Genomic DNA, 22,082 nt, shown 5'->3' with positions numbered 1-22,082 from the left:
GTAAGAGAGAAAAAATCGCGCCTGAAAGGCAGACGCAAGTCAGCCAATGTAGCGGCTGACTTGGCGATTGCCTAGTGGCGCGTGCTGGCCGGTATCACTCGGCGGCGCTGATGGCCCGTGCCTGGGCCACCTGGGCCGGGGCGAAGTGGCAGGTGAACGTGCTGCCATGACCAGGCACGCTGCTGATCTCCATCCGTGCGCGGTGGCGCAGCAACACGTGTTTGACGATTGCCAGGCCCAGCCCGGTGCCGCCGGTGTTGGAGTTGCGACTGGAGTCGACACGGTAGAAGCGTTCGGTCAGGCGCGGCAGGTGCTTGCTGTCGATGCCGATCCCGGAGTCCTGCACGCTCAGGTGCGCGCCTTGCTCGTCGCCCCACCAGCGAATGCGGATGTTGCCCTCGGCCGGGGTGTACTTCACGGCGTTGAACACCAGGTTGGAGAAGGCGCTGCGCAGTTCCGCCTCGCTGCCCTTGAGCAGGATCTTGCCGTCGGCTTCGAGGGTGATTTTCTGGTTTTTCTGCCCGGACAACTGCTGGGCGTCGCTCTTGATCGATTGCAGCAGGGTGTCGATCTGCACCGGCTGATTGTCCGACGGGTAATCGGTGGCTTCCAGTTTCGCCAGCAACAGCAGGTCGTTGAGCAGCGTCTGCATGCGTCCGCCCTGTTGCTGCATCTGCTGCAGGGCGCGGCTCCAGCGCGGATTCACTTCCTCGACATTGTCGAGCAGGGTTTCCAGGTAGCCGCAGATCACCGTCAGCGGCGTGCGCAGTTCGTGGGAGACGTTGGCGATGAAGTCTTTGCGCATCTGTTCCAGTTGATGGATGCGCGTGACATCGCGCACCAGCATCAGATGCTCGTTGTTGCCGTAGCGCGTGAGGTACAGCTGGATGCGCACACGATCATTGGTCGGCGAAGGGATCTCCAGCGGTTCGGCGTAACTGTCCTGCTCGAAGTATTCCTTGAAGCGCGGATGGCGCACCAGGTTGGTCACCGGTTGGCCGCTGTCTTGCGGGGTCTTGAGGCCGAGCAGGGTTTCGGCGGCGCGGTTCCACCATTCCAGGTTGCCGTCGCTGTCGAGCATGATCACTGCATCTTTGAGCGCGGCGGTGGACTCCTGTACTCGGTCGATCACCGCTTGCAGGCGTCCGCGTACCCGTTGGTCGCGGCGTTGCAGGTGGTAGATGCTGTCGAACACCTCGCCCCACAGGCCATAGCCATCGGGCGGTGCTTCATCGGGTTGGTGCAGACGCAGCCATTCGTGCAGGCGCAGCAGTTGCTTGAGCGTCCAGGCCAGATACAGGCCCAGGCCTGCAGCGAGGCTCCAGCCGTAATAGCCGCTGATCAAGCCGATCACCAGGCAGGCGGTGACCAGCAACAGCATGTGGCGAATCAGGGTGCCATGCCAGTTTTGATTCACGGAAAATACGGTCCTTGTCAGCGAGTCTGGCGGTCGGATCAGGCCTTGGTGGAAAACCGGTAGCCGGTGCCGCGCACGGTTTGTACCAGATTTTCGTAGGCATCGCCGAGGGCTTTGCGCAGGCGCCGGATGTGCACGTCGACGGTGCGCTCTTCAACATAGACGTTGCCGCCCCAGACCTGATCCAGCAACTGCCCGCGCGTGTAGGCGCGTTCCTGGTGGGTCATGAAGAATTGCAGCAGACGGTATTCGGTCGGGCCCATCTCGGCCGGACGGCCGTCGATGGTCACACGGTGGCTGATCGGGTCGAGCAACAGGCCACCAACTTCGATCGGCGCTTCGCCATCGGTCGGGCCGGCGCGGCGCAGCACAGCCTTGAGGCGGGCGACCAGTTCGCGTGGGGAAAACGGCTTGGTGATGTAGTCGTCGGCGCCGACTTCAAGCCCCTGGATCTTGTTGTCCTCTTCGCCCTTGGCGGTGAGCATGATGATCGGGATGTCCCCGGTCAGCTCGTCACGCTTGAGGCGGCGGGCCAGTTCGATGCCGGAGGTGCCGGGCAGCATCCAGTCGAGCAGGATCAGGTCCGGTTTGCGGTCAACGATGATGGCGTGTGCCTGCTGCGAGTTCTCCGCCTCGAGGCAGTCATAGCCGGCCATTTCCAACGCAACGGCGATCATTTCGCGAATGGGCGCTTCGTCGTCGACGATCAGAATGCTCCTGCCAACCATGCCTTAATCCTCTTGTCATTTAACTGTCTTGCGCCGCATTAGATAACGGAATTATTGCAGTCGTGTGACAGTATTTTAGTCGCCCGGCGGTTGGCGTGATCCTGGGCTAAGCTCTAAGTCCGAATCCTGACAACCACAAAAGAAGGTTTCCATGACTCAAATGACTGCTTCTTTCAAAGCCCTGCTAATGGCTGCTGCCGTTGCATTACCGTCGATGGCGTTCGCCGCTGACCCGGTCATGATGAAAGACGGCATGATGACCGATCACAAAGGCATGACCGTGTACACCTTCGACAAGGACACGGGCGGTAAATCGATGTGCAACGGCGATTGCGCGAAGAACTGGCCGCCGATGATGGCGCCGGCGGGTGCCAAGGCTGAAGGCAAATTCACCCCCATCAAGCGTGATGACGGCACCATGCAGTGGGCATATGACGGCAAGCCGCTTTACACCTTCAAAATGGATGAAAAACCGGGCGACATGAAGGGGGAAGGGTTCAAGGACATGTGGCACATGCCTAAGCACTGATTCCTGCAGCAACTATGTCCCTGTGGGAGCGAGCAGCCTCGCTCCCACAGGTTTTTGTGGATCAGCGCAACGCGTAATCCAGCACGATCCCGACAAAAATCGCCAATCCGGCCCAATGGTTGTGCAAGAACGCCTTGAAGCAACGCATGCGGTCGCGATCGCGGGTGTACCAGAACTCCCACGCATAACAGCCCGCGGCCACCAGCAGGCCGAGATGGAACCACGTCCCCAGCTCGAACTTCGACCCGGCCAGCAACAGGCAGCCGAGCGACAGCGCCTGCAACGTCAGGATGATCACCCGGTCCGCATCGCCGAACAGAATTGCCGTGGATTTCACGCCGATCTTCAGGTCATCGTCACGATCGGTCATCGCGTAATAGGTGTCGTAACCCACCGTCCACAACAGATTGGCGATCCACAGCAGCCACGCGGCGGCAGGCAGTTCACCGGTTTCAGCGGTGAACGCCATTGGCATGCCCCATGAGAACGCTGCGCCGAGCACCACTTGCGGGTAATAGGTGTAGCGCTTCATGAACGGGTAGGTGAACGCCAGTGCCAGACCGCCCAGCGACAGCCAGATGGTCGGCGCATTGGTGCACAGCACCAGCAGGAAACTCACGCCCATCAGCAACGCGAAGAACACCAGCGCCTCTTTCGAACTGATCTTGCCGCTGGCCAGCGGTCGTTGCGCGGTGCGTTTAACGTGGCCGTCGACCTTGCGATCGGCCCAGTCGTTGATCACGCAGCCACCGGCACGGGTCAACACCACGCCGAGGACAAAAATCGCGATGTTGGCCAGCGATGGCGAGCCCTTGCCGGCAATCCACAACGCCCACAGCGTCGGCCACAGCAGCAGGTAAATGCCGATCGGCTTGTCCATGCGCGTCAACTGAATGAAATCCCAGGCGCGTGGATTCAAGCGGTTAAGGGACTTGAGCAGGCTCTGGTACATCAGCAGTTCTCCGGATGGGCGCGGGCGGCGTTCCACAGCGTCGGCAGGAAAATCTCTGCCACCAGCACGCTCAAGGCGCCACGGTCGAAGCGCGAGCGGCGGCCCCACAGTTCGGGCGCCCGGCAGGCTGACGGCAGCCAGTCCTGCGGGTAGTGGCAGACCTCGATGGCGCGGCGCTGGAAGGCGTGGTCGCAAAACAGCAGTTCGCCCAGCGAGCGGCTGCCCAGTTCGTCCATGTGCAAGCCGTCGCCTTGCAGGGCGGCGCGTGACGCCACGCTACGGGCGAACACCCAGGCCTCGCCGTGACCGCGCAGATACACCTCGCGCACCCAGCCTTCGCTGCCTTCGGCCAGATCCAGCGCCGCGCATTCGTCACTGCGCAGAGTGTCCCAGCCTTCGAACAACGGTGTGACGCTGAAGCCGTCATTCGACAGCCGCGTCAGGCGGCGGGTCAGCGAGCCTTCGTCGAACAACCAGTTCAGGGTCAACGAATCGGGAAGGGGCGTCAGTCGGCTTTGAGTCAGCCAGAGCGGGGCCGGGCAGGCATTTGAATGGTGCACAATGAGTCATTATTGGCCGCAAATGAGCGGCGAGCTTAACATGGCGTGCTGCGAATTTGATGGATCCGGGTCGCCGTTGCGCCGAACAGGCTTGCATCTGCCCGGCACCCTCAGTACAAAACGCCCTGAGCCGGACGGCAGCGCAACCACCATCGACCGTCCGCGCCGACCAAAGCCTGAATTGAGGAAGTACCTGAATGAAAAAGTGGCAATGCATCGTCTGCGGCCTGATCTACAACGAAGCCGAAGGTTGGCCGGATGACGGCATCGCGCCAGGCACCCTGTGGCAGGACGTGCCGGAAGACTGGCTGTGCCCGGATTGCGGCGTCGGCAAGTCGGACTTCGAAATGATCGAAATCAACTGAGAAAAACCAAGGAGTAAGGCATGAACGCACCTGTCGTAATCGTCGGCACCGGGCTCGCGGGTTACAACCTGGCCCGGGAGTTTCGCAAACTCGATGGCGAAACCCCGCTGCTGCTGATTACCGCCGACGACGGGCGCTCTTACTCCAAACCGATGCTCTCCACCGGTTTCGGCAAGAACAAGGACGCTGATGGCCTGAGCATGGCCGAACCCGGCGCCATGGCCGAGCAATTGAAGGCCGAAGTGCGCACCCACACGCGCATCAGCGGCATCGACGCCGGCCACAAGCGCCTGTGGATCGGCGAAGAAGCGGTGTACTACCGCGACCTGATCCTCGCCTGGGGCGCGGAAACCGTGCGGGTGCCGATCGAAGGCGATGGCGCCGAACTGGTATTCCCGATCAACGATCTCGAAGACTACGCACGCTTTCGTGCCGCCGCTGCGGGCAAGCGCCGCGTGTTGCTGCTGGGAGCGGGCCTGATCGGCTGCGAATTCGCCAACGACCTGATCCTCGGCGGCTACGAGGTGCAACTGGTGGCGCCGTGCGAGCAAGTGATGCCAATGCTGCTGCACCCGGCCGCTGCGGCCGCCGTGCAGGCCGGGCTGGAAAGCCTGGGCGCGCGTTTTCACCTTGGCCCGGTGCTCACCCGCCTGCAAAAAGTCGCGGATGGGCTGGAAGCGCATCTGTCCGACGGCCAGGTGATTGCCTGCGATGTGGTGGTGTCGGCTATCGGCCTGCGTCCGCGCATCGATCTGGCGGCGGCTGCCGGGGTGCAGGTCAATCGCGGCGTTGTTGTCGACCGCTATTTGAAAACGTCCCACGCCAATATCTACGCCCTGGGCGACTGCGCCGAGGTCGATGGGCTGAATCTGTTGTACGTGATGCCCCTCATGAGCTGTGCGCGTGCGCTGGCACAAACTCTGGCGGGCAATCCGACGGCCGTGAGCTACGGCGCGATGCCGATCACGGTGAAAACCCCGGTATGCCCGTTGGTCGTGTCGCCACCGCCTCGGGGCAGCGAAGGTGTCTGGACCGTCGAAGGGCAGGGCGCCGACATCAAGGCCCTGTGCCACAGTACCGAGGGTCAGTTGCTCGGTTACGCGCTGACCGGCGCGGCGGTGATGGAAAAACTCGCCCTGAACAAACAGCTTCCGCCCCTGCTGGCGTAAATACCGGTCGTTCTGTCGGAATCACCCCGCTTTTGCCCCTACAAAGGTCGCGGGGAGACTGGCGCCGCCGGTATCCGCGTGCCATTCTCACTCCCGTCTGCCGCAGAGTAGAGCCTGCGGCGCCTTGGGCGCTGTTCCAACGAGAACAGCACGGACATAACAACAAAAAACCGTCAAAGGGGCTTCACTAATGCGTAAACCAGAACTCGCCGCTGCAATCGCTGAAAAAGCGGATCTGACCAAAGAACAGGCCAACCGCGTTCTCAACGCCGTCCTCGAAGAAATCACCGGCGCTCTGCACCGCAAGGACAGCGTCACGCTGGTGGGCTTCGGCACCTTCCTGCAACGCCACCGCGGCGCCCGCACCGGCAAGAACCCGCAAACCGGCGAACCGGTGAAAATCAAGGCCAGCAACACTGTTGCATTCAAGCCAGGCAAGTCGTTGAAAGACAGCGTCAATCCTTAAGTTGCGGCGAACTCCCTGACAAGCAGGGAGAACTGCAATAAAAATGGGCACACCGATTGCGGTCGGGTGCCCATTTTTTGTGGCTGCCAATCGGCTTACTGACGTCGGAAACAGGCCTTGCCGTTGCCGAAATCCACGGCCAGGCAGTTCGGCTCGATTGCCAGTTGCAGATCCTGAAACAGGCCGGATAAATCGCTGTTCGACGCCGCTTTGGTCTCGCTCTTCAGTGTCACGGTGTTGTTCTCCACCTGCCAGGTGCCCTTGGCAAAGCCATCTGCGCTGCCATACGACACGCCCGCGTCAAACGTGCCGTCCTTGCGCAGCAGCAATTCGGCGCCCATTTCCATTGCGCCGGTCAGATAGTAATGACCGTCCAGTGGTGGGGTATCTGCGGAGGCTTGAGAGACGGGTAGCGACATCAGTGCTGCGAAAAGCAGGGGTTTCAATTCCATGAGGTAAAGCTCCTGGGCGGCTCCGTTTCAGGCGCCAAATGAGACGCAGCTTTTGTGACTGTGGCTCAACAGTCAACCCGCTTGGTCGGCATAGCCGGGTTAAGAGAGTTTTCAAGGCAAGCTGGCAATGCAGGAAATAAATTGATGTAAGAAGTATCTCTGAAATTCGTGAGAACATTCTGGGCGTGAAACGCTGGTTCGGATTGAAGGGAATGTTGGACGGTCGCACTTCGATAATTATTGAGTTGGCACTGAAGTACAGCATTCATGAGCTGAATAAAGTTTCAGAAAAATGAATTGCCATCAAATTGATGGCACTTTTGTTGTTCGGCGTTGTCGTCAGCGAATTGTTTGTAAAATTCCGCGAATTTTCGGAAGAGTCCTACTTCTATTTCTTACGAGAGTTGTCATGCTTGCCGCCGTGTATTGGGACGGGTGTTCGAGGCGATTCGCACAGAGCGGGTTAGGCCGCTCTGGATCAAGGGTTCTGAGGGGGCGAGGCAAATGCGCGCAATATAATTCGCCATCAGGGATTCCCCTGCCATATATAGGGCGATCTCTTACACACTCCACTGAACACTTCGTCTTGTTGTTTAATCAGATGCTTGCTAGTGGCCATCATAGTGATTACGATGCGCCCACTTGAAAGAGCACATCTCAATTGGATGAGTCGCTTCACCGCTCTTCGATACTGTCCCGCGCCGCGGTAACTCCAATAGGCGCCTGACTGTAATCCTGAATAAAGGCCATGGATGTCCTACTCAAGCAAACTTTCCGCCCATTACCTCGAACTCGCAAAAGTCTCTGTTTCCAAAGAGAATTTCGCGGGCGAAGACGTTCGTTTTTCGAGCGAATTCGAGGCGCTGGAAAGCGAGCTGGCCAAAGCCTCGTCGATGCACGAAAGCGGGCAGATCGACTGGCTGAAAATCCGCGAAAACAGCGAAAACCTGCTGCGCACCCAATCCAAGGATTTGCGTGTCGGCGCCTGGCTGACCTGGTCGTTGTACCAGCGTGAATCCTTCCCCGGGCTGCTGGCCGGCCTCGGTCTGCTGCACCATCTGTCGGAAAACCACTGGACCGACGTTCACCCGCTCAAACCGCGCACCCGTGCCGCCGCCATCGGCTGGCTGGTGCCGCGTCTGGAGCAGGTGCTCACCGAAAACATCGCGATCAAGGAACAGCTGCCGATGTTTCGGCAGTTGTCCGAGCATCTGGCCGGGCTCGATGCCGCGTGCACCGAGCACCTGGGCGACGACGCGCCGCTGTTGCTGCCGCTCTCGCGTCGCCTGAAAACCATGATCCAGCGTGCCGCCGACAATCAGCCGGCCCCCGGTGTGGTGGGCGCAGCGGTGGCGCAGGTCAAGCAGGCCGCGAGCCAGTTGCTGACCCCCGGCGCACCGATCGACAACGAAAAAGATGCTTACAAGGCACTGCGCGCCCAGCAGGAAAGCGCGCGTCCGTTGTGTGCCTGGTGGCTCAAACAGAAAGCCACCGACCTGCGCGCCTTGCGTCTGAACCGCACTTTGCTGTGGCTGCCGATCGACGCGGTGCCCGAGCGCAACGCCGAGCAGATCACCGTGTTGCGCGGTCTGCCGGTGGACAAGCTCAAGCAGTATCAGGATCGCTTCGATCAGGGCAAATACGCCGACCTGCTGGTGGAACTGGAGGCGAGCCTGGCGAAGGCGCCGTTCTGGTTCGATGGCCAGAGGATGGTCTGGGAATGTCTCCAGAACCTCAACGCCGAGATGGCAATGCGCGAAGTGGAAATCCACTTCGCGCTTTTGGTTCAGCGCCTGCCCGGCATCATCGAATGTCGCTTCCATGACGGCGCGCCGTTTGCCGATCCGTCCACCCGGGCGTGGATCGCCGGCAATGTCATGCCGCACCTGCAAAGCGCCAGCGCGCCGCGCAAGGTCGAAACCGACGACGTCGAAACCCAGCCCGCCTGGGAAAAAGCCCTGCAGGACGTACTGCCGCTGCTGCGCAAGGAAGGCCTCAAGCCTGCCGTGCAGATTCTCAAGCAAGGTCTGCAAACGGCCCACGGCGGACGCGAGCGGTTCTTCTGGCAGTTCGCCCTCGCGCGGCTGTGCTTCATGGCCAAGAAATATGAACTGGCCAAGAACCAGCTCGAAACCCTCGATCAGACATTACAGGACTCAGGCCTGCACGCCTGGGAGCCCGATCTTGCATTGGAAGTGCTGCACCTGCTGCACAGTTGCTGCGAGCTGTTGCCGCAGAACCATGCAGTGCGTGAACGCAAGGAAGAGATTTATCGCAGGCTGTGCCACCTCGATCTCGAAGTGGTACTCGAATAGGCCCCAGGGCCACAACCGCAAGGAGAAAAGCCATGGCCAAAGAAGGCTCGGTAGCCCCCAAGGAACGCATCAACGTCACCTTCAAACCCGCCACCGGCGGTGCTCAGGAAGAGATTGAACTGCCGCTGAAGCTGCTGGCAATCGGTGACTACACCCACCGCAAGGACGATCGCAAAATCGAAGATCGCAAGCCGATCAGCATCGACAAGATGACCTTCGACGAAGTGTTGGCCAAGCAAGAACTGGGTCTGACGCTGAGCGTGCCGAACCGTCTGCAGGAAGATGGCGAGGCCGACGAGCTGGCTGTGCAATTGCGCGTCAATTCGATGAAGGACTTCAACCCGGCCAGCCTGGTCGAGCAAGTGCCTGAGCTGAAAAAACTGATGGAACTGCGCGATGCGCTGGTGGCCCTCAAAGGCCCGCTGGGTAACGCACCTGCGTTCCGTAAAGCGATCGAAGGCGTGCTCGCCGACGACGAATCCCGCGGTCGCGTACTCGGTGAGCTGGGCCTGAACGCCGCAGCCCCGGACGCCTGAGACTCCAGCCAAGGAAGCCAACACAATGAGCACTAGCGCAGCACAAGAGAAGAGCGCCGAAAGCGGCGAGTACAGCATTCTCGACAGCATCATCGCCGAAACCCGTCTGACTCCGGACGACGAAGCCTACGACATCGCCAAGCGTGGCGTGTCGGCGTTCATCGAAGAACTGCTCAAGCCGCAGAACAACGGTGAGCCGGTCAAGAAGGCCATGGTTGACCGCATGATCGCCGAGATCGATGCCAAGCTCAGCCGTCAGATGGACGAAATCCTGCACCACCCGGACTTCCAGGCACTGGAATCGTCGTGGCGTGGCCTGCAGTTGCTGGTCGACCGCACCAACTTCCGCGAAAACATCAAGATCGAAATCCTCAACGTCTCCAAAGAAGACCTGCTGGACGATTTCGAAGATTCGCCGGAAGTCATGCAGTCGGGCCTGTACAAGCACATCTACACCGCTGAATACGGCCAGTTCGGTGGTCAGCCAGTCGGCGCGATCATCGCCAACTACTTCATGTCCCCAAGCTCGCCGGACGTGAAACTGATGCAGTACGTGGCCAGCGTTTCGTGCATGTCCCACGCGCCGTTCATCGCCGCCGCCGGCCCGAAATTCTTCGGTCTGGAAAGCTTCACCGGCCTGCCGGATCTGAAAGATCTGAAAGACCACTTCGAAGGCCCGCAATTCGCCAAATGGCAGAGCTTCCGTACTTCGGAAGACTCCCGCTACGTTGGCCTGACCGTGCCGCGTTTCCTGCTGCGTAACCCGTACGATCCGGAAGAAAACCCGGTGAAATCGTTCGTGTACAAGGAAACCGTTGCCAACAGCCACGAGCACTACCTGTGGGGCAACACCGCGTTCGCGTTCGGCACCAAGCTGACCGACAGCTTCGCCAAATTCCGCTGGTGCCCGAACATCATCGGCCCACAGAGCGGTGGCGCGGTTGAAGACCTGCCGCTGCACCATTTCGAAAGCATGGGCGAAATCGAAACCAAGATCCCGACCGAGGTTCTGGTCTCCGACCGTCGTGAATACGAACTGGCCGAAGAAGGCTTCATCTCCCTGACCATGCGCAAAGGCTCCGACAACGCGGCGTTCTTCTCCGCCAGCTCGGTGCAGAAGCCGAAGTTCTTCGGCATCAGCGCAGAAGGCAAGGCTGCAGAGCTGAACTACAAGCTCGGCACCCAACTGCCGTACATGATGATCGTCAACCGCCTGGCTCACTACTTGAAAGTGCTGCAGCGCGAGCAACTCGGTTCGTGGAAAGAGCGTACCGACCTCGAGCTGGAACTGAACAAGTGGATCCGCCAGTACGTCGCCGACCAGGAAAACCCGAGCGCCGAAGTGCGTGGCCGTCGTCCGCTGCGCGCTGCGCAAGTGATCGTCAGCGACGTTGAAGGCGAGCCGGGCTGGTACCGCGTCAGCTTGAACGTGCGTCCGCACTTCAAGTACATGGGTGCCGATTTCACCCTGTCGCTGGTTGGCAAGCTGGACAAAGAGTAAGAGCGACTCATGGACGGATACGGCAGCCTGTTCGAGCGCCTCAACGGCGACGCGCAACTACGCAAGGGCAACAGCCTCGAGGCTTGTGCCATGGCGTCAGTGGCTGCCCATCTGGCCAAAATGCTCAGCACCCGGGCCGGCAGCGTGCAAACGCTGGCCGACTACGGGTTGCCCGATCTCAATGACATGCGTCTGAGCCTGCACGACTCCCTGAGTCAGGCCCGTCTGGCCATCGAAAACTTCATCGAAGCCTACGAGCCGCGCCTGAGCAACGTGCGTGTCATTTCCCTGCCGCGTGACCACGATCAACTGCGGCTGGCCTTCAGCATCGAAGGCCTGCTGGAAGTCGAGGGTTTCAAGCGTCAGGTCAGTTTTTCCGCGCGCCTGGATGGCAGCGGTCAAGTGAAGGTCACCTAAGGAGATTCCCGATGTCTGGCAAACCCGCAGCACGCGTATCCGACCCCACCGCTTGCCCACTTCCTGGCCACGGTACCAACCCGATCGCCGCCGGATCCGGCGACGTGTTCTTCGACGGCCTCGCGGCCGCCCGCCAAGGCGATGCCTCGGCGTGTGGTGGTGCGTTGGTTGGCGATCTGGCGACTACCGTTTTGATCAATGGCAAACCTGCCGCCACCGTAGGTTCAGTCGGGGCCCATGGCAACAAGGTCACTGCCGGCTCCGGGACGGTGATTATCGGCAATTCGCATTCGCCGGCGCCGTTTGTGCCGCCGTTACCGGTGGAGATCAAATGGCCGTTCGATGAGCACTTTACGATCAATTGCCAGGACACAGGCAAGCCAATGGCGGGTGTGGCGTACACATTGAAAACCGTTTCGGGAAAGATCATTAACGGTGTTACCAGTGCTGATGGAAAAACGCAGAAAATTTCTTCCGCTCAGGCCGAGGCGGTGGAATTAATAATTGAACAACAAACTGAAGTGATGATTGGCTGAGTGCTTGGCTGGTTTTTATACGTGAGCTTCGGTTTCTAAGCTTTGAAGTAAGGACGTTGATATGGCAGACACGGTAGTAGCATCCAGCCTCACCCCAGCGAGTAACAAAGCTGGGCAGTCTACTGTTGTTCGTCTTTTTAAAGTTAGCGATATTCCTGCTGCCATGGACAAAATGAAATGGCCGGTTGCCGCCGCATTGATGCGTCACTGGTTTAATGGTGCCCCTTGGAAGAACGCCAGTGGCGGAATGGAAAAAGAAGAAAAAGAACGTGTGAGGCCGGTGCCCGATCAGTATATCGAAGAAAATATAGTGAAGATGGACTGGGTGCTGAAATTCAAGAAGCCTGAAGAAACGCGTAAAGTTCTTAAAGCGGCGTGGAATAATGAAAAAGCCATGCCAGAAATAAGCACCAAGATACTCCGTGCATTTGGAAAGTTGGGTCCTGGTTGTTATCCAGTTAAATTTAACGGCAAGGGGCGCGCAGCCGAAAAGTTCGGTTATTTTAACTCGCGTGCGGTTAACTTCAGTCAGTTGGGTGGTGGTGAACTCGATGAGCTGCGCGGAGCTTTGGCGAACTTCAATATGCGAGTTATCGCAGAAGGTGTTGTCAATGTCTTTGACAGAAAAGTCGTGTTCGTTGCCGATCGCCTGGGTTACTACGTTGAAGACAATTACGATTTTAACGATGGTGATGATTTCATCAGTCAGCCACTCGGATTCTGGAATTTCGATGGCGTCGCCGGAGTAATGGACGCCAATGCACAAAATATGGCAATCGATCAGGAAACTGCAGGTATCGCTCGGTCATCCATATTCGGAATGAGCGAGGCGGCAGAAAAGCGCTTTGTCGAAGCTGCAAATAAACGATATTTCTTTATCCAGAACAAGCATTTTGTGGAATACAGGAAGCTTTACTCAAAAGGCGGGGATTTCAAGCTGTTCTCCGATATTTTTTATGAAAATATTAATCCTGTGACTATCGAGTTGGTGAAAAATTGATGCGCGTCAAAAAGATTGTCCTGCTCCTCGGCTTTTTGCTGGTCGTGATTGTTTTTTTTGCTGTTTCCATGAACGGTATTATTAAGCGTCAGGCGAGCAGTTCTGTAGTAAGCGAATCGGGGAACTATTTAATTGAAAATGTGCCCGTCAGAGGTTTGCTTGTGCCTTTTGATGATTTGTCATACTTGCGAATTACCGACAAGAGGGACTCGAACGCAGTATTTCGATCGCCTTTATATTCTCGCGGTACTGTAGATATGACTGCCCATGAAGATAATGTAATTGTGGGTATCGTATGGATCGATTTTTACAAGCGCGATCAACATTTTGGTATCAGAGTTCCGGAGTGGAAACCGCATTGGCTCAACGCTTTTATCAGTAACACCCCTTATGAAATTGCTGAGGGCGATTAGGGGAGAGCCAAGTCGCCGGCATGACATGAACACCGCTATCCGTCCGTTCTACAGGGTGTGTTTTTGATGAGTTCCACTACCAGGCAGGTAACCCGTGTCCTTTAACCACTACTACCAAAGCGAACTCACCGCACTGCGCCAACTCGGTCGCCGTTTCGCCGAGCGTAGTCCGGCGTTGGCGCCGTTCCTGGGCCAGGCCGGGCGGGATCCGGATGTGGAGCGGTTGCTGGAAGGTTTTGCGTTCCTCACCGGGCGTCTGCGGCAGAAGCTCGACGACGAGTTGCCGGAGCTCAGCCATTCGCTGATGCAACTGCTGTGGCCGAACTACATGCGCCCGCTGCCGGCGTTCAGCATTCTGCAGTTCGATCCGCTGAAGCGTTCCGGGCCGGCGCTGGTGGTCGAGCGCGATACGCCGATCGAAAGCAAACCGATCGAAGACGTGCGTTGCCGCTTCCGCACCTGCTACCCGACCGAGGTGCTGCCGCTGGATCTGGCCGCGCTGAACTACTCGGTGAAGGGCGACGGTTCGCTGCTCAGCCTGCGTCTGGAAATGAGCGCTGACGGTCACCTCGGTGAGCTGGAGCTGAGCAAATTGCGCCTGCACTTTGCTGGCGAACGCTACATCAGCCAGATGCTCTACCTGAGCCTGCTGCGCAACCTGGAAGGCATCGAACTGATCCCGCTCGACGGCGCCGGCAAGCCGATCGATGGCGTGGCGGGCAAGCCGATGGCGTTCAAGATTCCCGGTGACCGGGTCAAGCCGGTGGGCTTTGCCGAAGAAGAAGCGTTGATCCCGTATCCGCTGAACACCTTCCGTGGTTATCGCTACCTGCAGGAATACTTCGCCTTCCAGGACAAGTTCCTGTTCGTCGACGTCAACGGTCTGGACATCCTCAAGGCGCTGCCGGAAGACACGCTCAAGCAGATGCGCGGCCTGGAATTGCGTTTCGATATCCGCAAGAGCGGGATCATGCGCATGCGGCCGACCCTGGATAACGTAAAGCTGTTCTGCACGCCGATTGCCAACCTGTTCGCCCACGACGCGCTGCCGATCCGCCTCGATGGCAAACAGGATGAATACCTGCTGCTGCCGGCGGAATACGATCTGGAAAACTGCGGGGTGTTCTCGGTGGAAACCGTGACCGGCTGGAAGCCCGGCGGCCTCGGTTATCAGGAGTACGTGCCGTTCGAATCCTTCGAGCATGACCCGAGTTTCGACGTGCCCAACAGCCGTCCGCATTACAGCATCCGCCAGCGTTCGTCATTGCTGCATGACGGCCTCGACACCTACCTGAGTTTCGGCATCCGCCATACCGAAGCCCACGAAACCCTGTCGATCGAGCTGATCTGCACCAACCAGAACCTGCCGCGCAAGCTCAAGCTCGGCGACATCTGCATGGCCTGTGAAGAGACCCCGGAGTTCCTCAGTTTCCGCAACATCACCCCGGCCACGTCGAGCTTTGCGCCGCCGCTGAACCGTGACTTCCTGTGGAAGCTGATCAGCAACATGTCGCTCAACTATCTGTCGCTGGCCGACGTCAACGCGTTGAAGGTGATTCTCGAAACCTACGACCTGCCGCGCTACTACGACCAGCACGCAGAAAAGGTCAGCAAACGCCTGCTCGGCGGCCTCAAGCACATCAAGCACCACCACGTCGACCGGCTGCACCGTGGCTTGCCGGTACGTGGTCTGCGCACCGAACTGACCATCGACCCGGAAGGGTATATCGGCGAAGGCGACCTGTTCGTTTTCGCCTCGGTTCTCAACGAGTTTTTCGCGCTTTACGCCAGTCTCAATTCGTACCACGAGCTGCGGGTAAAAAGCACACAGGGAGAGGTGTACCAATGGACACCACGTATGGGCCTGCAGCCCCTGCTTTAAGCGGGCTGACCAAGGTAATACGCGAGTACTCGCTGTTTCAGGCCGTGCTGCTGGTGATCGACCGGCTGCGCGAGGCGCACCCGTACCTGAGCGAAGACGATCTGTACGACCAGGTGGAGTTTCAGGCCAACCCGAGCCTGGGCTTTCCGCGCAGCGACGTCGATCGCGTGGAGTTTTTCGAAGAGCACGGGCAGATGCGCGCGCGCATGCGTTTCAACCTGATCGGGCTGGTCGGCTCCGGTTCGCCGCTGCCGGCGTTCTACGGCGAGCAGGCGCTGGGCGACAGCGAGGACGGCAATCCGACGCGCAATTTCCTCGACCTGTTCCACCATCGCCTGCAACGGCTGATGCTGCCGATCTGGCGCAAGTACCGCTATCGCGCCAGCTTCCAGAGCGGCGCGATCGACCCGTTCTCCTCGCAGCTGTTTGCGCTGATCGGTCTGGGCGGCGACGAGATCCGCAAGGCCAAGGAGCTGAACTGGAAACGCCTGCTGCCGTATCTCGGTTTGCTCAGCTTGCGCGCGCACTCGGCGGCGCTGATCGAAGCCGTGCTGCGTTACTACTTCAAACACGAAGACCTGGTCATCGAGCAGTGCATCGAGCGCCGCGTGGAGATCCTCGACGAGCAGCGCAACCGCCTCGGTCGCGCCAACAGCCTGCTCGGTGAAGACCTGGTGCTGGGCGAGCAGGTGCGCGACCGCAGCGGCAAATTCCGCATTCACATCACCGAACTCGACTGGGAGCGATTCCACGAATTCCTGCCGATCGGTTTCGGTTACCAGCCGCTGTGCGCGCTGGTGCGGTTCACCTTGCGTGACCCGCTCGATTACGACATTCGCCTGGTGCTGCGCCCGGAAGAAATCCGCGAACTGCGCATTGGTGAGAAGAACGACTGTCGCCTGGGTTGGACCAGTTGGCTGGGCTGCGAAAAAGCAGACGGCGTGGTCACCCTCGGCAGCAAAATTCATTAAGGACGTGAGCCATGATCAACGTAGACCTGCAACAACTCATCCAGGCGCTGGACGCCGAAACCCGTCGTGACCTGGAACGTTCGGCCGAACGTTGCGTGGCCCGTGGCGGCAGCAAGATCCTCGTTGAAGACCTGCTGCTGGGGCTGCTGGAACGTCCGAACGGCTTGCTGTCGCGCGCCTTGCAGGATGCGGATGTCGATGCCGGTGAACTGAGCGCCGCACTGCAATCTCGCGTTGAACACAGCGCCTCGCGCAACCCGGTGTTCGCCCCGGAACTGGTGCAATGGCTGCAAGACGCGCTGCTGGTGGCCAACCTCGAACTGGGCCAGACCCAGGTCGAAGATGCCGCGCTGATCCTTGCGCTGCTGCGTAACCCGATGCGCTACGCCGGCAGCCGTTACCAGCCGCTGCTCGCCAAACTGAACATCGATCGCCTGAAGGAATTCGCCCTGTCGCAACAGGAGCAACCGGCCGCTAACGGCAAGCCGGCCGCTCAAGGCGAATCGCTGCTGCAGCGCTTCACCCACAACCTGACCCAACAGGCGCGCGACGGCAAACTCGACCCGGTGCTGTGCCGCGATGGCGCGATTCGGCAGATGGTCGACATCCTCGCCCGTCGCCGCAAGAACAACCCGATCGTGGTCGGCGAGGCTGGCGTAGGTAAGACCGCCATCGTCGAAGGCCTGGCCTCGCGCATCGCTGCTGGTGAAGTGCCGCAGGTGCTCAAGGGCGTTGAACTGCTGTCGCTGGACATGGGCCTGCTGCAGGCTGGCGCCAGCGTCAAAGGTGAGTTCGAGCGTCGCCTCAAAGGCGTGATCGACGAAGTCAAAGCCTCGCCGAAACCGATCATCCTGTTCATCGACGAAGCCCACACCCTGATCGGCGCTGGTGGCAACGCCGGTGGTTCCGACGCGGCCAACCTGCTGAAACCGGCGCTGGCCCGTGGTGAACTGCGCACCATCGCCGCCACCACCTGGGCCGAGTACAAGAAATACTTCGAGAAGGATCCGGCGCTGGCCCGTCGTTTTCAACCGGTGCAGTTGCACGAACCGACCGTCAGCGAAGCGGTGACCATTCTCCGTGGTCTGGCGCAGGTCTACGAGAAGAGCCACGGCATCTACCTGCGCGATGACGCGGTGGTCTCCGCTGCCGAGCTGTCGGCCCGCTATCTGGCCGGTCGCCAGCTGCCGGACAAAGCGGTCGACGTGCTCGATACCGCCTGTGCTCGCGTGCGCATCAGCCTTGCCGCTGCCCCGGAAAGCCTCGAACGCCTGCGTGGCGAACTGGCTGAAGGTGGTCGCCAGCGTCAGGCTCTGCGTCGCGATGCCGAGGCTGGTCTGTTGATCGACCACGAAGCGTTGGATGCACTGGAAGCGCGGCTCGACGAAGCCGAAAGCGAAAGGGTCGCGCTGGAAAGTCTGTGGACCGAACAGAAGCAACTGGCCGAGCGCCTGCTGGAACTGCGTCAGCAACTGGCCAAGGCCCGCGAAGCTGCCGCTGTCGAGCCGACCGTCAGCGTTGAAGAAGACGCCGAAGGCACGGTGATCGAAACCATCGCCGCCGAGGTCGAGGAAGGCCAGAGCGTCGAAGCGCTGGAAGCCGAACTGCACCAGACCCACAGCGCCCTGACCGCGGCTCAAGTCAAAGAGCGTCTGGTCAGCTTCGAAGTCTGCCCGCGTCTGGTGGCCGAAGTGATCAGCGCCTGGACCGGCGTGCCGCTGGCGCAACTGGCCCGCGAACACAACGCCAAAGTCGCGAGTTTCGCCACCGACCTGCGCACGCGCATCCGTGGTCAGGAGCAAGCCGTGCACGCACTGGACCGCTCGATGCGCGCCACAGCAGCAGGTCTGAACAAACCTGATGCACCGGTCGGCGTGTTCCTGCTGGTCGGCCCGAGCGGCGTCGGCAAGACCGAAACCGCGCTGGCCCTGGCTGACCTGCTGTACGGCGGCGACCGTTTCATCACCACCATCAACATGTCCGAATTCCAGGAGAAGCACACCGTCTCGCGTCTGATCGGTGCGCCACCGGGCTACGTCGGTTACGGCGAGGGCGGCATGCTCACCGAAGCGGTGCGCCAGAAGCCGTACTCGGTGGTGCTGCTCGATGAAGTCGAAAAGGCTGATCCGGACGTGCTCAACCTGTTCTACCAAATCTTCGACAAGGGCGTGGCCAACGACGGCGAAGGTCGCGAAATCGACTTCCGCAACACTTTGATCCTGATGACCTCGAACCTCGGTAGCGACAAGATCAGCGACCTCTGCGAAGACGGCGCCCGTCCGACCGCCGAGCTGCTCGAAGAGACCATTCGCCCGGTGCTGAGCAAACACTTCAAACCGGCGCTGCTGGCGCGGATGAAAGTGGTGCCGTATTACCCGGTGGGCGGCCCGGTGCTGCGCGAGCTGATCGAGATCAAACTCGGTCGTCTGGGCGAACGCCTCAACCGTCGTCAGCTGGATTTCAGCTGGTGCCAGAACCTCGTCGATCACCTGTCCGAGCGTTGCACGCAAAGCGAAAGCGGCGCGCGCCTGATCGACCATTTGCTCGATCAGCACGTGCTGCCGCTGGTGGCCGACCGCTTGCTCGATGCAATGGCCACCGGTGAAAGCCTCAAGCGTGTGCATGCCACGCTCGACGGCAACGCCAGCGTGACGTGCGAGTTCGCCTGAGGTGGGTGTGATGTTCACTCAAGTGCCGCAGCCACTGGTCTATGCCGAAGCCTTGCTGGCGCAGTTTGCCAGTCTGTCGCGCGCGGCGGACGGTGCTGCGCTGCTGGGTGACTTCGTGCGCGGGTTGGCCGAGTTGAGCGGCTGCGAACTGACGCAGCTGTACCTGCTCGACGCCACCCACACCTGCCTGGGAATGAACGCCGAATGCCTCGACGGCGCGCTGCAACCGCGCGCCGCCACCAGCCTGCCGGCGGACTACAACGGTGAGCAGCTGCTGCAGTTTGCCCTGTGCCAGAACCGCGTGGTGTGCCTTGACGACCTGAGCGGCAGCCTGCACGAGACCAGTTTTCTGCCGGCCGTGGCGACACCGTGGCAATCGCTGCTGTGCGTGCCGCTGGTCAATCAGCACAAAGCGGTCGAAGGCTTGTTGCTGTGCGCCAGCCGTCGTCGTGTGGACCTGCAAGGCTTTGCCGATTCGCTCGGTCAGCTCGGCTCGTTCGTGCTCGGTCAATTGCACTTGCTGCAGCGTCTGCGCCAGCCGCTGGCCGAGTCGGCCACGGTGGCGCGCAGTGTGCCGAGCATCAGTGGTTATGGCTTGATCGGCAAAAGCGCCGCCATGCGCCAGACCCATTCGCTGATCAGCAAAGTCCTGCACAGCCCGTACACCGTGCTGTTGCGCGGCGAAACCGGGACCGGCAAGGAAGTCGTCGCCCGGGCGATTCACGATTGCGGCCCGCGTCGCTCTCAGGCGTTCATCGTGCAGAACTGCGCGGCCGTCCCGGAAAACCTGCTGGAAAGCGAGCTGTTCGGCTATCGCAAAGGCGCGTTCACCGGTGCCGATCGCGACCGTGCGGGGCTGTTCGATGCGGCCAACGGCGGCACGCTGTTGCTCGACGAGATCGGCGACATGCCGCTGTCGCTGCAAGCGAAGATTCTGCGGGTGTTGCAGGAGGGCGAGATCCGTCCGCTGGGCTCCAACGACACGCACAAGATCGACGTGCGCATCATCGCCGCGACGCACCGCGATCTGTCGACGCTGGTCAGCGAAGGCAAATTCCGTGAGGACCTGTATTACCGCCTCGCGCAATTCCCGATCGAGCTGCCGGCCCTGCGCCAGCGCGAAGGCGACATTCTGGAACTGGCTCAGCACTTCGCCGAGAAGACCTGCGCGTATTTGCAGCGCGACCCGGTGCGCTGGTCGAGCGCGGCGCTGGAGCACCTGTCCGGCTACACCTTCCCCGGCAACGTGCGCGAACTCAAGGCACTGGTCGAACGCGCGGTGCTGTTGTGCGAGGGCGGCGAGTTGCTGGCCGAGCATTTCTCCCTGCGCATGGAGCCGATGCCCGAAGACCACAGCGGCCTGAATCTGCGCGAACGTCTGGAAAAAGTCGAACGCACGTTGTTGCTCGATTGCCTGCGCAAAAACGACGGCAACCAGACCCTCGCCGCCCGCGAACTGGGCTTGCCGCGCCGCACCCTGCTGTACCGCCTCGGGCGCCTGAATATCAACCTGGGTGACTTCGATGGTTGACCTGAAGAAGTGCTCTGGATCGGAATATTCCCCTGTGGCGAGGGAGCTTGCTCCCGCTCGACTGCGCAGCAGTCGCAACCCGATGAGCTCGGTTTCCCTGTGGCACTGCAGTGTCTGGTTTTGGGGCTGCTGCGCACCCCGGCGGGAGCAAGCTCCCTCACCACAAATTGCTCACTTGCCACAGGAGGTGCGTACGCCTCGCTGGTCTGGCTCAAGGCCACGATGCAGAGCCTTCGAGACCACCCAAAGAATTAATTTCAGCGCCGCCCGCAAGGGTCGGCGCTTTGTGCTTTGTCTACCCCTGGAGACCCTCTGATGTCTGTTCGTCACTGGCACGCTGTCCTGCTGACCCTCGTCGTTCTATGCGGCCTCGGCGGCTGCAGCGGCAATTACAAATTCAACGACAACGACTATCGCCCGTTGGGTGATCCGCAAGCGGTCAATCGCGGCAAGTGACCGCAAGGAGCATCAAACATGGAACTGGTTTTCGAAATGCTGAACACCAAGCAGTTCGTGCCCACCGAGTTGTGCCAGAAGACCTTCAAGCAGGCTGGCGGCGTAATCGGGCGGGGCGAGGACTGCGACTGGATCATTCCTGACCGCAAGCGTCATCTGTCCAATCACCACGCGATTGTCAGCTACCGCGAAGGCACGTTTTTCCTAACCGACACCAGCAGCAACGGGGTTCAGGACGGCGACAGCGGCGCACGCCTGCACAAGGGCGAACCGGTGCGCATCGAGCATGGCAGCACCTACGTGCTCGGCGACTTCGAGATTCGTGCGCGGCTGGTGCGCGACCCGGCGACCTTCGACGGCGAAGTCGGCCGTCCGCGTGCCGCCGGCAGCATCATCCCGGACGATGCCTTCCTCGATCTTGATCCGTTGAATGCCATCGAACAGCAAGAGCGCGTCTATTCGGAAATCGACGAACTGTTGGCCCCGACCGCCAAGCCCGAAGACTCCCGTCAGCGTGCCGACTACGCGCGCATCGACATGGAAAGCCTGATGGTGCCCGAGCTGGTCGCCCCGGTTGAGCCCGAGCCCGCTCCGGCCCCGAAGGTTGTCGAGCGTCAGAGCGAGGGTTTCTGGGAGCATTTCGGCGCGGCGCTGGGCGTGGATCTCAAAGGCCTCGATCACGACGCCCGCGAAGCCCTGGCGCTGAACGCCGCGCGTCTGCTGCGCCAGAGCATCGGCGGTTTGCAGCAGAGCCTGCGCACCCGTTCGGAGCTGAAAAACGAACTGCGTCTGGCCCAGACCACCGTGCAAGGCACCAACAAGAACCCGCTGAAATTCGCGGTTGATCCGAGCGAAGCGCTGGAGATTCTGTTGCAGCCGCACAAGCCCGGGCACCTGCCGGCCGAGCAGGCGATTTCCCGCGCGTTCCGCGATCTGCAGGCGCATCAGGTGGCCTTGCTGACCGCCAGCCGCGCCGCCGTACGCGGCACCCTCGAGCACTTCTCGCCGGAGCAACTGACCCTGCGTTTCGAGCGCGACAACAAGCCGTTGATCGCCACTTCGGGCGGACGCTGGAGAGCGTTCGGCCGTTACCACCAGGCCCTGCGTCAGGACGATGACTGGAGCGAGCGTCTGCTGGCCCGCGATTTCGCCCAGGCCTACGAAGAACAGATCCGCCTGATTTCTACCCTACACACCGACCACCAAGGATGATGCGC

22 protein-coding genes are annotated in these 22,082 nt (G+C 60.4%); 17 read left to right on the top strand and 5 right to left on the bottom strand.

Annotated features, from left to right (window positions below; genetic code table 11):
• Nucleotides 1-94 precede the first annotated feature (94 nt).
• Together phoR and phoB are read right to left on the bottom strand one after the other, a co-directional pair.
• Entirely contained in the window at nt 95-1,381 is a 1,287-nt protein-coding gene (phoR, locus tag B1722_RS10975) for a phosphate regulon sensor histidine kinase PhoR (protein ID WP_217436730.1), read from the bottom strand.
• Between the two features lie 74 nt (nt 1,382-1,455).
• On the bottom strand, nt 1,456-2,145 hold the full coding sequence (gene phoB, locus B1722_RS10970; RefSeq protein ID WP_003229608.1) for a phosphate regulon transcriptional regulator PhoB: 690 nt from the start codon (nt 2,143-2,145) through the stop codon (nt 1,456-1,458).
• Nucleotides 2,146-2,296: 151 nt separating this feature from the next.
• On the opposite strand from phoB, the gene B1722_RS10965 reads away from it, so the two are divergent.
• The gene (locus B1722_RS10965) at nt 2,297-2,674 is read left to right on the top strand and encodes a hypothetical protein (RefSeq protein ID WP_041071626.1); all 378 of its coding nucleotides are present in this window, start codon (nt 2,297-2,299) and stop codon (nt 2,672-2,674) included.
• 61 nt (nt 2,675-2,735) lie between these two features.
• Here B1722_RS10965 and ubiA read toward each other — a convergent pair whose 3' ends face one another.
• Both ubiA and B1722_RS10955 read right to left on the bottom strand, forming a co-directional pair.
• Nucleotides 2,736-3,626, bottom strand: a complete 891-nt coding sequence (ubiA, locus tag B1722_RS10960) for a 4-hydroxybenzoate octaprenyltransferase (protein WP_086792476.1) — start codon at nt 3,624-3,626, stop codon at nt 2,736-2,738.
• Complete coding sequence (locus B1722_RS10955) at nt 3,626-4,186, bottom strand: chorismate lyase (RefSeq protein WP_086792474.1); 561 nt, start codon at nt 4,184-4,186, stop codon at nt 3,626-3,628. Before B1722_RS10955 ends, ubiA begins: the two co-directional genes overlap by 1 nt.
• A 197-nt stretch (nt 4,187-4,383) precedes the next feature.
• Between B1722_RS10955 and B1722_RS10950 the strand changes: the two genes are divergently transcribed.
• The 3 genes from B1722_RS10950 to B1722_RS10940 all read left to right on the top strand — a co-directional run bounded on the left by B1722_RS10950 (nt 4,384) and on the right by B1722_RS10940 (nt 6,186).
• Nucleotides 4,384-4,551 (top strand): rubredoxin, encoded by a 168-nt coding sequence (locus tag B1722_RS10950; RefSeq protein WP_086792472.1) that lies wholly within the window; start codon nt 4,384-4,386, stop codon nt 4,549-4,551.
• Nucleotides 4,552-4,571: 20 nt separating this feature from the next.
• Nucleotides 4,572-5,720 carry an NAD(P)/FAD-dependent oxidoreductase gene (locus B1722_RS10945; RefSeq protein ID WP_086792470.1) on the top strand — a complete coding sequence of 383 codons (1,149 nt, stop codon included), beginning with the start codon at nt 4,572-4,574 and terminating at the stop codon, nt 5,718-5,720.
• Between the two features lie 190 nt (nt 5,721-5,910).
• Nucleotides 5,911-6,186, top strand: coding sequence for an HU family DNA-binding protein (locus tag B1722_RS10940; protein WP_003213368.1), 276 nt, complete (start codon nt 5,911-5,913; stop codon nt 6,184-6,186).
• Between the two features lie 95 nt (nt 6,187-6,281).
• Here the strand turns inward: B1722_RS10940 and B1722_RS10935 are convergent, their stop codons facing one another.
• Nucleotides 6,282-6,638, bottom strand: coding sequence for a hypothetical protein (locus B1722_RS10935; protein WP_086792468.1), 357 nt, complete (start codon nt 6,636-6,638; stop codon nt 6,282-6,284).
• 752 nt (nt 6,639-7,390) lie between these two features.
• On the opposite strand from B1722_RS10935, the gene tssA reads away from it, so the two are divergent.
• From tssA to tagH, 13 genes are all read left to right on the top strand, one after another.
• Nucleotides 7,391-8,953 carry a type VI secretion system protein TssA gene (gene tssA / locus B1722_RS10930; RefSeq protein ID WP_086792466.1) on the top strand — a complete coding sequence of 521 codons (1,563 nt, stop codon included), beginning with the start codon at nt 7,391-7,393 and terminating at the stop codon, nt 8,951-8,953.
• A gap of 32 nt (nt 8,954-8,985) precedes the next feature.
• The gene (tssB, locus tag B1722_RS10925; RefSeq protein ID WP_003229587.1) at nt 8,986-9,489 is read left to right on the top strand and encodes a type VI secretion system contractile sheath small subunit; all 504 of its coding nucleotides are present in this window, start codon (nt 8,986-8,988) and stop codon (nt 9,487-9,489) included.
• Nucleotides 9,490-9,514: 25 nt separating this feature from the next.
• A complete protein-coding gene (tssC, locus tag B1722_RS10920; protein WP_003229584.1) occupies nt 9,515-10,990 on the top strand; it encodes a type VI secretion system contractile sheath large subunit in 1,476 nt (491 codons plus the stop codon).
• 9 nt (nt 10,991-10,999) lie between these two features.
• Complete coding sequence (gene tssE, locus B1722_RS10915; RefSeq protein WP_007920274.1) at nt 11,000-11,407, top strand: type VI secretion system baseplate subunit TssE; 408 nt, start codon at nt 11,000-11,002, stop codon at nt 11,405-11,407.
• Between the two features lie 11 nt (nt 11,408-11,418).
• Nucleotides 11,419-11,943 (top strand): PAAR domain-containing protein, encoded by a 525-nt coding sequence (locus tag B1722_RS10910; protein ID WP_086792464.1) that lies wholly within the window; start codon nt 11,419-11,421, stop codon nt 11,941-11,943.
• 61 nt (nt 11,944-12,004) lie between these two features.
• Nucleotides 12,005-12,943 carry a DUF6402 family protein gene (locus B1722_RS10905; protein WP_086792462.1) on the top strand — a complete coding sequence of 313 codons (939 nt, stop codon included), beginning with the start codon at nt 12,005-12,007 and terminating at the stop codon, nt 12,941-12,943.
• Nucleotides 12,943-13,356: a hypothetical protein gene (locus tag B1722_RS10900; RefSeq protein ID WP_086792461.1), complete on the top strand. Its 414-nt coding sequence runs from the start codon at nt 12,943-12,945 to the stop codon at nt 13,354-13,356. Before B1722_RS10905 ends, B1722_RS10900 begins: the two co-directional genes overlap by 1 nt.
• Nucleotides 13,357-13,450: 94 nt before the next feature.
• Nucleotides 13,451-15,238 (top strand): type VI secretion system baseplate subunit TssF, encoded by a 1,788-nt coding sequence (gene tssF / locus B1722_RS10895; RefSeq protein WP_007962320.1) that lies wholly within the window; start codon nt 13,451-13,453, stop codon nt 15,236-15,238.
• The gene (gene tssG / locus B1722_RS10890; protein ID WP_003229570.1) at nt 15,202-16,209 is read left to right on the top strand and encodes a type VI secretion system baseplate subunit TssG; all 1,008 of its coding nucleotides are present in this window, start codon (nt 15,202-15,204) and stop codon (nt 16,207-16,209) included. Before tssF ends, tssG begins: the two co-directional genes overlap by 37 nt.
• An 11-nt stretch (nt 16,210-16,220) precedes the next feature.
• Nucleotides 16,221-18,878, top strand: coding sequence for a type VI secretion system ATPase TssH (gene tssH, locus B1722_RS10885; protein ID WP_086792460.1), 2,658 nt, complete (start codon nt 16,221-16,223; stop codon nt 18,876-18,878).
• Nucleotides 18,879-18,888: 10 nt separating this feature from the next.
• The gene (locus tag B1722_RS10880; protein ID WP_086792458.1) at nt 18,889-20,409 is read left to right on the top strand and encodes a sigma-54-dependent Fis family transcriptional regulator; all 1,521 of its coding nucleotides are present in this window, start codon (nt 18,889-18,891) and stop codon (nt 20,407-20,409) included.
• Between the two features lie 315 nt (nt 20,410-20,724).
• Nucleotides 20,725-20,865 (top strand): hypothetical protein, encoded by a 141-nt coding sequence (locus tag B1722_RS10875; protein ID WP_003229566.1) that lies wholly within the window; start codon nt 20,725-20,727, stop codon nt 20,863-20,865.
• Nucleotides 20,866-20,883: 18 nt separating this feature from the next.
• A complete protein-coding gene (tagH, locus tag B1722_RS10870) occupies nt 20,884-22,077 on the top strand; it encodes a type VI secretion system-associated FHA domain protein TagH (protein WP_086792456.1) in 1,194 nt (397 codons plus the stop codon).
• The last annotated feature ends 5 nt before the right edge of the window (nt 22,078-22,082 follow it).

Origin of the sequence: Pseudomonas sp. SCPG-7 (assembly GCF_002156405.1) — a bacterium.
GTDB lineage: Bacteria > Pseudomonadota > Gammaproteobacteria > Pseudomonadales > Pseudomonadaceae > Aquipseudomonas > Aquipseudomonas parakoreensis.
This window is presented reverse-complemented; position numbering and strand designations above follow the sequence as displayed.

Excerpts from the sequence above, each read along its gene's own strand:
- phoR (WP_217436730.1), bottom strand. The coding sequence starts at position 1,381 with ATGCTGTTGCTGGTCACCGCCTGCCTGGTGATCGGCTTGATCAGCGGC.
- phoB (WP_003229608.1), bottom strand. The coding sequence starts at position 2,145 with ATGGTTGGCAGGAGCATTCTGATCGTCGACGACGAAGCGCCCATTCGC.
- B1722_RS10965 (WP_041071626.1), top strand. The coding sequence starts at position 2,297 with ATGACTCAAATGACTGCTTCTTTCAAAGCCCTGCTAATGGCTGCTGCC.
- ubiA (WP_086792476.1), bottom strand. The coding sequence starts at position 3,626 with ATGTACCAGAGCCTGCTCAAGTCCCTTAACCGCTTGAATCCACGCGCC.
- B1722_RS10950 (WP_086792472.1), top strand. The coding sequence starts at position 4,384 with ATGAAAAAGTGGCAATGCATCGTCTGCGGCCTGATCTACAACGAAGCC.
- B1722_RS10945 (WP_086792470.1), top strand. The coding sequence starts at position 4,572 with ATGAACGCACCTGTCGTAATCGTCGGCACCGGGCTCGCGGGTTACAAC.
- B1722_RS10940 (WP_003213368.1), top strand. The coding sequence starts at position 5,911 with ATGCGTAAACCAGAACTCGCCGCTGCAATCGCTGAAAAAGCGGATCTG.
- B1722_RS10935 (WP_086792468.1), bottom strand. The coding sequence starts at position 6,638 with ATGGAATTGAAACCCCTGCTTTTCGCAGCACTGATGTCGCTACCCGTC.
- tssA (WP_086792466.1), top strand. The coding sequence starts at position 7,391 with ATGTCCTACTCAAGCAAACTTTCCGCCCATTACCTCGAACTCGCAAAA.
- tssB (WP_003229587.1), top strand. The coding sequence starts at position 8,986 with ATGGCCAAAGAAGGCTCGGTAGCCCCCAAGGAACGCATCAACGTCACC.
- tssC (WP_003229584.1), top strand. The coding sequence starts at position 9,515 with ATGAGCACTAGCGCAGCACAAGAGAAGAGCGCCGAAAGCGGCGAGTAC.
- tssE (WP_007920274.1), top strand. The coding sequence starts at position 11,000 with ATGGACGGATACGGCAGCCTGTTCGAGCGCCTCAACGGCGACGCGCAA.
- B1722_RS10910 (WP_086792464.1), top strand. The coding sequence starts at position 11,419 with ATGTCTGGCAAACCCGCAGCACGCGTATCCGACCCCACCGCTTGCCCA.
- B1722_RS10905 (WP_086792462.1), top strand. The coding sequence starts at position 12,005 with ATGGCAGACACGGTAGTAGCATCCAGCCTCACCCCAGCGAGTAACAAA.
- B1722_RS10900 (WP_086792461.1), top strand. The coding sequence starts at position 12,943 with ATGCGCGTCAAAAAGATTGTCCTGCTCCTCGGCTTTTTGCTGGTCGTG.
- tssG (WP_003229570.1), top strand. The coding sequence starts at position 15,202 with ATGGACACCACGTATGGGCCTGCAGCCCCTGCTTTAAGCGGGCTGACC.
- tssH (WP_086792460.1), top strand. The coding sequence starts at position 16,221 with ATGATCAACGTAGACCTGCAACAACTCATCCAGGCGCTGGACGCCGAA.
- B1722_RS10880 (WP_086792458.1), top strand. The coding sequence starts at position 18,889 with ATGTTCACTCAAGTGCCGCAGCCACTGGTCTATGCCGAAGCCTTGCTG.
- B1722_RS10875 (WP_003229566.1), top strand. The coding sequence starts at position 20,725 with ATGTCTGTTCGTCACTGGCACGCTGTCCTGCTGACCCTCGTCGTTCTA.
- tagH (WP_086792456.1), top strand. The coding sequence starts at position 20,884 with ATGGAACTGGTTTTCGAAATGCTGAACACCAAGCAGTTCGTGCCCACC.